Annotated in this window: 11 protein-coding genes and 1 tRNA gene; 10 read left to right on the top strand and 2 right to left on the bottom strand. The window is 32.1% G+C overall.

Going from position 1 to position 11,631, the window contains the following annotated elements; all coding sequences use genetic code 11:
* The 5 genes from AB1414_08330 to AB1414_08350 all read left to right on the top strand — a co-directional run.
* Positions 1–197, top strand: a 197-nt coding sequence (locus AB1414_08330) for a hypothetical protein (protein MEW6607445.1), incomplete at its 5' end; no start/stop codon positions are given.
* Positions 194–622, top strand: coding sequence for a DUF3592 domain-containing protein (locus AB1414_08335; GenBank protein ID MEW6607446.1), 429 nt, complete (start codon positions 194–196; stop codon positions 620–622). The genes AB1414_08330 and AB1414_08335, both read left to right, overlap by 4 nt.
* 49 nt (positions 623–671) lie before the next feature.
* Positions 672–754 (top strand) — tRNA-Leu (locus tag AB1414_08340).
* A 283-nt stretch (positions 755–1,037) separates the two neighbouring features.
* A complete protein-coding gene (locus tag AB1414_08345; GenBank protein MEW6607447.1) occupies positions 1,038–2,051 on the top strand; it encodes a serine protease in 1,014 nt (337 codons plus the stop codon).
* Positions 2,048–2,254 carry a hypothetical protein gene (locus AB1414_08350; protein MEW6607448.1) on the top strand — a complete coding sequence of 69 codons (207 nt, stop codon included), beginning with the start codon at positions 2,048–2,050 and terminating at the stop codon, positions 2,252–2,254. Before AB1414_08345 ends, AB1414_08350 begins: the two co-directional genes overlap by 4 nt.
* 854 nt (positions 2,255–3,108) lie before the next feature.
* Here the strand turns inward: AB1414_08350 and AB1414_08355 are convergent.
* A complete protein-coding gene (locus AB1414_08355; protein ID MEW6607449.1) occupies positions 3,109–4,620 on the bottom strand; it encodes an AAA family ATPase in 1,512 nt (503 codons plus the stop codon).
* A 368-nt stretch (positions 4,621–4,988) separates the two neighbouring features.
* The gene (gene dcm, locus AB1414_08360; GenBank protein ID MEW6607450.1) at positions 4,989–6,224 is read right to left on the bottom strand and encodes a DNA (cytosine-5-)-methyltransferase; all 1,236 of its coding nucleotides are present in this window, start codon (positions 6,222–6,224) and stop codon (positions 4,989–4,991) included.
* A gap of 125 nt (positions 6,225–6,349) precedes the next feature.
* Here dcm and AB1414_08365 point away from each other — a divergent pair, with 125 nt between their 5' ends.
* From AB1414_08365 to AB1414_08385, 5 genes are all read left to right on the top strand, one after another.
* Entirely contained in the window at positions 6,350–7,741 is a 1,392-nt protein-coding gene (locus AB1414_08365; GenBank protein MEW6607451.1) for a Sau3AI family type II restriction endonuclease, read from the top strand.
* 412 nt (positions 7,742–8,153) lie between these two features.
* Entirely contained in the window at positions 8,154–8,522 is a 369-nt protein-coding gene (locus tag AB1414_08370) for a hypothetical protein (GenBank protein ID MEW6607452.1), read from the top strand.
* A 369-nt stretch (positions 8,523–8,891) separates the two neighbouring features.
* Positions 8,892–9,878 carry an endonuclease gene (locus AB1414_08375; protein MEW6607453.1) on the top strand — a complete coding sequence of 329 codons (987 nt, stop codon included), beginning with the start codon at positions 8,892–8,894 and terminating at the stop codon, positions 9,876–9,878.
* A gap of 55 nt (positions 9,879–9,933) precedes the next feature.
* The gene (locus tag AB1414_08380; GenBank protein ID MEW6607454.1) at positions 9,934–10,476 is read left to right on the top strand and encodes a GNAT family N-acetyltransferase; all 543 of its coding nucleotides are present in this window, start codon (positions 9,934–9,936) and stop codon (positions 10,474–10,476) included.
* Positions 10,477–10,482: 6 nt separating this feature from the next.
* Positions 10,483–11,496: a GNAT family N-acetyltransferase gene (locus AB1414_08385; GenBank protein ID MEW6607455.1), complete on the top strand. Its 1,014-nt coding sequence runs from the start codon at positions 10,483–10,485 to the stop codon at positions 11,494–11,496.
* The last annotated feature ends 135 nt before the right edge of the window (positions 11,497–11,631 follow it).

Raw genomic sequence — 11,631 nt, forward strand, 5'->3', positions numbered from 1 at the left:
GTGTCCTTTTAGCTGTCCCTTTAACAGGAACCATTAAAGCAGCACTAGAATATTTTGGTGAAATCTCTGAAGAAGCTGAAAAGAAAGAGAAGTTAGAGAAAGAAGTGAATCAGAAGAAGAGTGAAGAGAAGGTAGTTCCTGCACCAAAGAAAAAATCCATCCTTGGTGGAAAACCAAAGAATGGAGATACAAAGTGAGAAAGATATCGTTCTTTAAAATCCTTTATCATGATTATGCAGCGTTTGGTACATTTGCAGCGATGGGCATAGGACTTTTTGCAGTGACAGGCGGATTGATATTTGGTGATCAAACGTTATGGGTCATGGGAAGTATATTTGCGGGTGTTGCTGGTATTTTGTTTATGTTAAGAATGTCCATCATTCATAATATTATCAATCACTGGACTGAAGTAGAAGCAACCGTCATCAATAAATGGTATATTAGAGATCGAGGTAGAATCGAATATCAATATCAGTATCAGGGTGAAAGCATTACATCAGGTTGGGCTATTATGATAAACAAAGTCAATAGACAGGTTGAAAAAGGTATGGTTGTTAAAGTGCTGATCAATCCTGATAAACCTAAACAGTCATTAGTGCTTTCTTTCTTTGAAGTGAAATAAGAGTATAGGATTCACATATCTTTAAGAATGAGTATAATAATAAGTACTTGCGGTCGTGGCGAAACTGGCAGACGCGCTGTCTTCAGGCGGCAGTTCTTCGGAGTGAGGGTTCGAATCCCTTCGACCGCACCATTAAATTTTCTATCCGAGCAATTTGTACATAAAGTTTTATATTATCCTATATAACAGAAAGTGTATGGGAACTAAATCGGATTAATATTTATATTGTTTTACAGATAGTATTTTATAATTTATAAGTATTATGAACAAAAAGCAATAAAAAAAAGTATAGTCAAATTATTCAATCGTAATATCACATGAATCGCTTCTTTTTTAGTGTACCAATATGTGAAATACTCACTTTTTTAATTTCATGGTAAAATATACTTGCAAGGATAAAAGGGTGGGGTAGATTATGCCAATTGATACATCAATAAATCAAAGATATGATCTTTTAAGGTCTATCGGGATTACAAGAGATAGTAATGTTGTACTATATGTCACAGGCGATAGAAAAAACATGGGAACTCAAATTGCCGGTGATGTTGTTGGTATTTTCAACAAACAACTCGACTCTTTTGTTAATCCAAAAAGAATCACTCTCATTTTGTATACTCTAGGTGGCAATACATTGGCAGCATGGAATATTGTTAATATGATAAGAGAGTATTGTGAGTATTTTGAAGTTATTGTTTTAAACAAAGCCAGAAGTGCTGGGACTTTAATAAGTTTAGGTGCAAACAAAATTATTATGAACAACCTCTCAACTTTAGGTCCAATTGACCCATCACTAACAGGACCTTTTAATCCAGTTTTGCCTAATACTAACCCACCAATCCCTATTCCTCTTAGCGTCGAGGATGTAAAAGGTTTTGTTGAGTTTGCAAAAAAAGAGATGAACATTAAACGAGGAAAAGATTTTAAAGATATATACAATAAATTATCAGACAAAATAAACCCAATGGTTGTTGGAAGTGTTTATAGATCTAAAGAACAGATAAAAATGCTGGCAAAGAAATTGTTAAATATGCATTATCCATGGTACAAGATTTTTAAAAAGAAACGGATTATTTCATTTTTATGTAGTGATTCCGGTAGCCATGATTATACGATTAATAAGACTGAAGCTATACAATTAGGTTTACCAATTGAAATAATAAAAGATGGTTTAAATGAACAACTGGGATTATTACTTGAAAATATTGTCGATGAATTGATGCTTAATAATGATTATGATCCAGTTAGGGAAATGAGTGCAAATCATAACCAACCTCTTCCATATTCCTTTAATAGAGGAATTATTGAGAGTGTTGAAGGAGGAACCTGGTTTTATGTATCCGAAGGAGAATTGCAAGTGATTCCCGTACCTAATCACGCACCAATGCTTAATGATAATAGAATAAAGGAAGGATGGATTAAATTAAGATGACATATGTTGAAAAGTTTCAAGGTGCAAATATAAATGCTTCGATGATTAACTATCAAAATCAAGGTATTACATCTGATAATAAAAGCCTATTTGACCTAATGAAGTATAATCTAATTGAAATACATGATAAGAAGATATACATGGATAATAACAGAAATATTTCAGTTAATATTGATCCTAAAAAAACAGTGATTCAAAAATAACTATATCGATTAAATTAAAAGTCCCGGCAAGGACTTTTATTCTATATTTAAATCTTTTTCTTAGTTTTCTTATAGGTGATACCGTGATTTTTGAACATAGATAGGGATGCTTACCCACAATTATTGTGTTGTTGGTGTTCAGATAGATATGTCCATTGGCACCATTTTCATTAATCTTAGCGTGTCTAAATTGTGTTTACTGTTCTATACCAACAGCAAAATAACTTTTATTTTCAATAAACGGGTGTTGTATCACTACATTTCTAAAAGTATGGATTTGAAGTATGTTGAAACGTGTGTATGCTTGCCGTTTAAAGCCATCGAGATTGCCTCCTTCTTTAATATTCTATCATAGGAAGGATTCTTACTCTTTGTGCCTACTAAACTAACAGCAGTGTGTTAGGAAGAATAATCTCTTATATATGTATATGCTTCCTTTTTGTATAATATGTAGCAAAACATTACCTTTAGTTTTCAAGATTAGTAATCACTCAAATAGGCTGTAAAGTTTTGTTATGCGGAATGGGTCTTATTTTCATTAAAAACCAATTGTTGATTAAGTTATATAAGAATGCTTAATTTTACCCTATTCGTAGTATGGTGATTTAATAACTACCATGCTTAAACATTATTTGATTAATGGTAAAACCCGAATAAAAGAAAGATGAAACGCATTAAAGTGTTAAAATAATGAAGAAAAAAGTGACCACAATGTATTCAAATGGCAATAGTGAATCTCAACCAATTCGAAGTTCAATATTGAAATATTAAAATATAAAAAAATGCTGGTGACGATTAATTGATTCACCAACATCTTGTCATTTTGGATAAAGTTATTTATACCTGTAAAAATACTATTTTTTTTCTATATGAAAATTGTCGTCAATAAATCTTTCTATATTTGCTTTAATTGGATCAAAGTTAATTGCGTTCATAATTACTTCACTAAGTGAATTAATAAATTCTTTCTCACTCAGTTTAACCGCATCCAACTCATCAATGAGGTAAGAGTACAACTTTTTACCATCTTTATCATCGTTTGTTTTATTAACCAATTTGTATTCTCTGATAATTGTTTCTAAGGATTTATATGTAAACAAACGATTTCCCACAACCCTTATTAATTCTGCGTTGGGATTTGCTATAAAAACAGAATAGAGAAATTTCTCGATACTATAGATTGGTAGAAACAGTTTTCTAAGATGCTTGAATTTTTCAACCTTGTTTACTTCATCTTTTACATCACCATCAAGTATTGAAAAAACAAACTTGTCTCGTCCCATAATGTTTTGATTGAATATTCTTTCCTGAAGACTTAAAGTATTACCCCAAGAACCCACAGGCAAAACATTTATTAATAGATTATTTTTTACTCGGTAATCAATCAACATTTGTTTTACTAGTATTTCGGATAAGTGGTCTTCAACAAGAACAGTACAATCATTTCCATCGTGATTATATAAACTTCTTATAGCATAATGTGGATAGCAAGGTGTCATTATATTTGCATCACCATCAGTATTGGATAAGAAAAAAATATTTCTAGGCTTTATCATCTTTATTAATTCTGTTGAGTGACTTGAGAAAAGTACAGTTAGTTCCATTCTACTACACATATCTTGGAGATATTCTACTAATCTAACTATCGAACTAGGGTGTAAAGCCAATTCCACTTCATCTATAAAAATAAACATTCTATTATCTATCGGTGTTCTTAATCGTCTTCGATATTGAGGAACAAGTGCGGTTGAATTAATAAAATTAAGTAATGAAATAAGCATACACTCCCCAGAACTCATCTTATACTTACTAATGAAATCTCCATTGGATAGTTTAAAAAAATAGGGCATATTACTTAAATTATACTTTCTCGCTACGTCCATATTACTTAACTTGTATAATTCCTTATAATGACCTGCTTCATTTCTTAAAATGGTACTCAAGGATTCCTGTAGTTTTGGGTGAGCGGGGATAAATTTTGAAACGAAGACCTTATCTTCAGCAATCATTTTATCAATATTTTTCATATCTTCAAAACGAGTTCCCGAAAAAATGCTGCCTTCATATATACCGTTAAATCTAACTCTAGGCTCATTTTCAGTCCACAATCTCTTTTTTGAAGCATTATAATTCCATTCATCGGTTTGACCTTTTGCCGATATTGAGACAATAGAAGATTCATTTACTTCTGTTGAACCTAATGCTCTTAAATTTGGCATATATACTGTGGAAGCAATCGCAGACATTACGGTACTTTTACCAACGGCATTTTCTCCGACTAATGCGTAAATTCCATCTTTAAAATTGAATGTGTAATTAAATGATTTTATGTTCTTCACATTGTTGATTTTCACATTGATTTCCATATATATCCCCCATATTTTTGTTGTAGTGTCAAGCAATGACTGTTTTGACTTTCCTCTTAATTTTAATTATACAAGTTATATCGTTTTTCTGCAATAATACATTATACTTGATTTTTTTATATTGAATATGGTGTGATATCAAAATGATTACACGAAACGCTCATATCACCCGTGAGAGGTTTTTATAGATGTTCACGTTTAATTTTCACTATCATTTGTTTTTCATAATATAATAAAATTCGACTATGGTTTTTAAACATACATAACCTCTATAATTTTATGTGTTCATATAAAATCTGGTGTTTTAAACGCTAATGAAGGAGTAAAGAATTATTTATGATTTTATAATGAAAAAGGAACCGAAGTTCCTACTCGTTGCTAATTATATTATCGATATGATGTCCTAATTTTTTAACCAGACCGGTAACAAGGGCATTACCCATCATAAAATATCTTCTTTTTGTTGGCATTCCTGTATTTGTCCAATTATCCGGAAACTCATTTAATCTCTCAGTCTCAATAGGTGTCAAAATTCTTAACCGTCCGGTACTATCTTCAATGACGTGAGTGCTTCTATTTACCGTACCTTCACTCGTTAGCATTGTGCGACCGGGTAATGATAAATCTTCAGGGAATGTCATTTTACCTTCTGAATATGTATACTTAATACCATTTTTCTCTCTAGGTACTCGCTTCGATCCTTTTAGGTACTCGAATTTCTCTTTTGAGTCGTTAAGGTAATACGACATCTCTACTTGTCTATTTTCAATGATATCTTTCAACGGTCGCGGTTTAATGTATGCAGGATGTGTTTTTGCAGTATGGATAATACCATCAATCATAAATCCACTATTCTCAAAAGGGAATTTAAATTTGTTTGAAACGACTACTAAATCAGTAAAATTGGATTTAGAAATGTTGATTTCTTTCATAAATATGTCATCATTTATTATAGGAAACGTCTTAGCGAATAATCCGTCTTGAAACAAAATATCTTTTGGTTTTACTTCAAAAATTCGATGATAGAATTTCGTGGATTTATGGTATGCAAAGATATATATTCTACGACGTCTTTGAGCATGTCCATAATCAGCTGCGTTCAATATTCTCCACTCAACAGCATACCCTAAATCATCAAAACAACGTAGCATTATTCCAAAATCTCGTCCTCGTTGTGTAGATGGGGATTTAATTAATCGATCTACATTTTCGAGCAGTACGAATGGAGGTCTTTTGATTTCGAGAATATCATTTATTTGCCACCACAAGACACCCTTTTTTCCTTGTATTCCTTGTTCTTTAGATAGACTTCTAGCTACAGAATAGTCTTGGCAAGGAAATCCTCCGACTAGTAAAGTGTGATCAGGAATGCCTTTCTTATTAACGGTTGTGATATCTTCATTTGAAATTGTATTATCATTAAATCTATATTTATAGCACTCATATGCATGTTGAGTTTTCGTCGAGGGTTCCCACTGATTCGCCCATATAAACTTAAAATTATCTTTTTCAACGGTTTTGCCATCTTGACTTAAATAGACCTCATTTAGTCCCACTCTAAAACCACCTACACCCGCAAATAATTCTATAACAGTTTTTTCCACAGAAATCCCTCATTATCTATCTCATATATAAGTAGAATTGTCGATAAAGACAATTCATGATACAATAAGTATACCAAAGAATATGACATTAATCAAGATCGATAATCTTAAAATGAGGACAAAATATGCACCCAAAAACTGATGGAAGATATTTAAAAGAGAATGAGATTATAACAATAGGTAAAAGCATATTACATAAAACATTTGGACAGATTGCAGAATCTAGTGAAACGCTATTGAATAAAGGTTCTTTCGGAACATTTATAGAGAAAGAAGTCTACCATTTAAAGCCAAACAGTAGATCAGAACCCGATTTTGTTGAAGCGGGAATCGAACTTAAAGTTACCCCATTTAAACTAAACCAAGATGAATCGTATTCAGCAAAAGAAAGACTAGTCTTGAATATCATCAATTATGTAGAAGAGGCGAAAAAAACATTTTATACGAGTTCATTTTGGACTAAAAATAAAAAGTTATATTTGCTGTTTTATCTATGGGAGTCAAATAAAGCCCAAAAAGACTTTTTAATCATGTTTGATTATTTGTTAACTTTTTCAGATGAAGACCTGATTATCATAAAAAGAGACTGGTATATTATTCATGAAAAGATAGTTAATGGCAAAGCACACGAGATTTCTGAAGCTGATACGATGTATCTAGCTGCATGTACAAAAGGTGTCAACAAAGGGTCACATAGGCATCAATATGAATCTGATATTCTAGCGAAACAAAGAGCTTATAGTTTGAAAACAAGCTATATGACACAGTTACTTCGAACCAGGGTAACAGACAAAAAAGAAGATATAGTTCGACTGATTTCTGATGCACTTGAACTAGAGAAAAAGAGTTTTGAACAAATCATTTATGATCGTATGAGACCATATTTTGGAAAAAGTACGAAAGAATTAATTAAACAATTCAAGATTCAAGCATCTAAAAACATTAATGAAATCATTGTAGCCAGACTATTAGGTGTTCAAGGTAGAGTGTCTCAAACAGAAGAGTTTCTAAAAGCAAATATTGCACCCAAAACGATTAGATTAGAAGAAGATGGAAGAATGATTGAGTCCATGTCCTTTCCGACCTTCAGATACGAAGAAATAGCTGAAACAGACTGGGAGGATTCATGGCACAAAGATTATTTTGAGTCAACGAAATTTATGTTTGTCATATTCAAAAAGGAAAAGTATGATTATGAATTGTATGACATAAAGTTTTGGAATATGCCAATTAGTGTATTAGAAAATGAGTTTAAAGAAGTGTGGCTACATACACAAAATATAATAAGATCTGGGGAAATCGTAAGAGAAATTAAGAATGGAATCTTTTTAACAAATTTCATTAAGAAGAGCGGACATCCATTAATGCATGTGAGACCACACGCTCAAAGGAGAAAAGATACATATCCTTTACCAGTAATGGATAAAAAAACCGGACTTACCGAATACACTAAGCATTGTTTTTGGTTAAATAATAACTATGTATTAGAAATTATTGGTAATCGTAAAATGGTGTAAAACTGTAGTGATTCAGCATGCTTTCAGTTTTTGATAAGAAATGACAACTCAATTGGTCAATAAAATGAATAAGAAACACTCTTCTCACATCAGAGAAGCTTTTTTACTATCATATAAATATCGTGATAGCATGCATAAGGAAATCTATAGGGTATAATAAATTAAATAATTTCGTAGGAACAGGTATAGATAATCAAAATCTATACTAATTTTTAACAAAATGCAAACAGTGAAAAGACTGTTAATGGTCAAACTCAAAAACAAGAAACAATGAAGCTTACATTACAGCAAGTTTTAGGTTTTTACTGATTTTTGCGTGATACTTGTTATAAAAACATGCTGATATGATGAAAATCTATTAATTAGGTTATAATTAATGTAATAAATACTTCGATTAATAGGGGGTAAGATAATGTATTATAGAGTTGAAAACGAGTTCAGAAAAAACGCTTGGTATAAGAGAGATTTGAACTTTGTAATTATTTTATTTACAAGCTATGTTTCATTATCACTAATTACATCACTAATTTTTGATAGTATTTGGTGTAGTTATGGGCTGATTTCTTTAATTTTACCTGCACAATATACATACATTTTTGTTATTGTGAACAAATTCAGTAGTAATAAGGTTAAATATCTGGGAATCAAAAGCAACATATTGTCATATATTGATGAAAGAAAATCACGAGATGCAAAATTGCTTGCAGAAATATGTAAAAAGAATAGCATTAATACACGCCCTAAAGTATTAGAAGCAATCAGGCACTACCAGACACACTAATTCCACGGAATATAATTGAATCGGGGGTTTTCTTGAGTCTAGTCGCAATAATTATTTCAATATTTGCATTTTCATATACGGAGAATAACACAATTTCTTCTGCAAGATTACAGTTCATGATGTCATTACTTTTATTATTTGGATTTCTTTTTACATTATTTAAATCGACAATAAATCAATTTGCATCATCATTTGGTACCAAAGCATTCTATAAAAGAATGGAAGATATTTTATCCACCATATATTTTCAGTCAATCATTAAATAAATGTCAGTATGAAATTATACTTTGATGAATCAAAAAGTAGTGCTGTTATTATTGAACAGTAGAGACAAGGAATAAGAATCATACCGATGTTGGAGGGGTAAATGTGAATAATGATTTGGTATTAAAGTATATGATTATCGATTTATATAATAAGATACCCAGAAAGTTCTTCTTGGTCTTTTTCGTGATATCCATTATATGGTTATTATTTGCAGTATTTTTTGTTGATAATCGTTGGTGGTGGTTTTTGCTTGAAATCGCTATGATAGGTGTAGTGACACTGGATGCATATAGAGGTATTGTTTATAAGAGAACTATTTGGAATTTAAGAGTTAAATATGCTTTACGCTTATTTACCTCAATCTTTGCACTCTTTATTTTAGTTTGCGGTATATTTATTACAGCAAAATGGTTTTATGCGTTATTCTTTATCATTGTCCTCCTATTTATCAGTGGGTCATTAAATATAAGTAATGAAAATCCATCAAAAGATGATATCAAAATAATTAGGTATTCTCTTATAGGTTTATTTATCATAATTTTTGGTTTGTTTTGCATACCTTCATTTTTTGCTAATGCCAACACAAATCCAAAAGATCGATTTTCTTCTGAATATTCTGCTGTTTCGTCCTATCAGATATATGGTGTTGGCTTATCAGATAGGGAACATGTCATTCCCAAAAACTGGTATTCATCTGATGACAATTTCGTGAATGACTATATAAATGTGATTTGGGCAAACAAGAAAGCCAATAATAGAAGGAGTAATCTCGAATTTGCAATAATTAAAAAATCTCAAGAAAATACCTTATACGATAACGATGTAATTGTAGGTTATTTAGATGGTGAGTATTTTATGCCAACCGAAGAATTTAAAGGAGACGTAGCAAGAATTGTTCTCTATATGTATGTGACGTATAAGGATGATGGACTTTCTAAAGAACATATTAATATAGGATTAATGAAAACATGGTCTCATCAAGATCCTGTAGATGATAGAGAACGAGATAGAAATGAACTTATTTTTCAGCAATATGGATATAAAAACAAGTTCGTAAGTACACCATGGTTGGTGGGATTCATTGTCTAAATAGGTAACTATAAATACGTATGTAATAACGATCATAGAATAATCAATCAATAATATGAACCAGATAAAATCACTAAATTTAGTTATAAGACAATTTAACACTGACGATCTTGATGCTATCCATGCTTACGCTTCAGACTCTGAAGTCACCAAGTACATGCTCTTTGGTCCAAACACCATTGATGAAACAAGGGCTTTTTTGGACCACGTCATCAATCATGAATACAAAGCCATCCCCCAACGTTCCTTTGAATATGCTATTGAATACAACCATCACCTGATTGGTGCTGTATCCATCCACTTCAACGAAACTTTTGAAGAAGCTGAAATAGGATGGGTTATCAATCCCTTATATCAACGTCAAGGTTTTGCCTATGAAGCAGCAAGTACACTTATCAACTGGGCAGCAGAACATTATCCCCTTAAAAAAGTCATTGCTCATTGCGATGATCGAAACATCTCATCCTATAAATTAATGGAAAAATTAGGAATGCATCTTGAATGTATTCATAAAGATGTTAAAATTGTAAAGAAAGATGGTGTTCATCTTAGAGAAGAACGCCTTTATTCAATGAATATAACCAAGAAAGGGAATTAAGACACGATGCCAGGATACAGAGACCCAGAGATTGAAGATTTACCTCAGTTAGTTGATTTATGTTTAATGCAATATAGAATCCAAACTCACGAGAATACAGCTTTTCCAACCAGAGCAGAGATGAGACCCATCATTGAAGATGCGATGGAGCATCTGATCACCTACGGCACAGGGCTCGTCATGTTCGAGGAAGAAGACATTGACGAAGTCTATGGCTTTATGATTGGTTATAGGACAGGTCCTTTATTTGGAAAAGATTTAGGCATGCATATCCCAGTGTATGGATTTGCCATGATGGATTATGATTCAGTTGATTTTGTTGAAATGTATAAAAGAGTCTCGTTAATGTTTGTTCATGAAAACGTGTATTCTCATGCCATATCTCTCTTTCCTGTCTATAAAGAAATGATCGATGATCTATTTAACTTAGGATTTGGAAAACGATGTGTAGATGCGATGACTAAGGTTAAAAAATTACCTGCAAAGAATTTAGATATCGAAGTCACCGAAGTTTCCCTTGAGCAACTTCATGAACTGAGAGATCTTCACTACAAGCACAATATCTTTTACCGACAAACTCCTCTTTATATGCCCAACAAAGATGAAGATGCACTTAAAGATTTAACCACATGGATTCAAAAAGAGAACCATCATATCTTTGTTGCTAAGCTACTTGATCAAGTTGTCGGTTATATGCGAATCGAACCTAGAGGAGAATCCGTCATTTCTTTTCATCCATCCATCATGAATATCACAGGTGCCTTTGTCGATCCATTCTATCGACACATGCATATCGGACATGAGTTGATGCGTGGCGTGATGACATGGTTAAAGGATCATGAGTATGTATCCTTAGGGGTTGACTACGAATCCATTAATCCTTACGCGAATGCCTTTTGGAAAAAGTATTTCAAGCCATATACCTTTACATTGACACGAAGAATCGATGAACGTATTGCTGAGTTTACAGATGATGATCTCATGTATGCTTTAGAACAAATCGATTCCACATCTCACTAATAAAATATGGTTCTTAGTCAAGGATAGGGGTACCGAATAAGTAAATCTATCAATAAGGGTATTTCGCATGGGATGTGAAATGCCCTTTTTTCTATCCGATGACGGGATAGGTTTTGTTATAAAGAAATAGAATAC

It is taken from the genome of bacterium (genome assembly GCA_040755795.1).
Classification (GTDB): domain Bacteria; phylum UBA9089; class CG2-30-40-21; order CG2-30-40-21; family SBAY01; genus JBFLXS01.

Coding starts and splice junctions, on each gene's coding strand:
- AB1414_08345 (MEW6607447.1), top strand. CDS start 1,038: ATGCCAATTGATACATCAATAAATCAAAGATATGATCTTTTAAGGTCT.
- AB1414_08350 (MEW6607448.1), top strand. CDS start 2,048: ATGACATATGTTGAAAAGTTTCAAGGTGCAAATATAAATGCTTCGATG.
- AB1414_08355 (MEW6607449.1), bottom strand. CDS start 4,620: ATGGAAATCAATGTGAAAATCAACAATGTGAAGAACATAAAATCATTT.
- AB1414_08365 (MEW6607451.1), top strand. CDS start 6,350: ATGCACCCAAAAACTGATGGAAGATATTTAAAAGAGAATGAGATTATA.
- AB1414_08370 (MEW6607452.1), top strand. CDS start 8,154: ATGTATTATAGAGTTGAAAACGAGTTCAGAAAAAACGCTTGGTATAAG.
- AB1414_08380 (MEW6607454.1), top strand. CDS start 9,934: ATGAACCAGATAAAATCACTAAATTTAGTTATAAGACAATTTAACACT.
- AB1414_08385 (MEW6607455.1), top strand. CDS start 10,483: ATGCCAGGATACAGAGACCCAGAGATTGAAGATTTACCTCAGTTAGTT.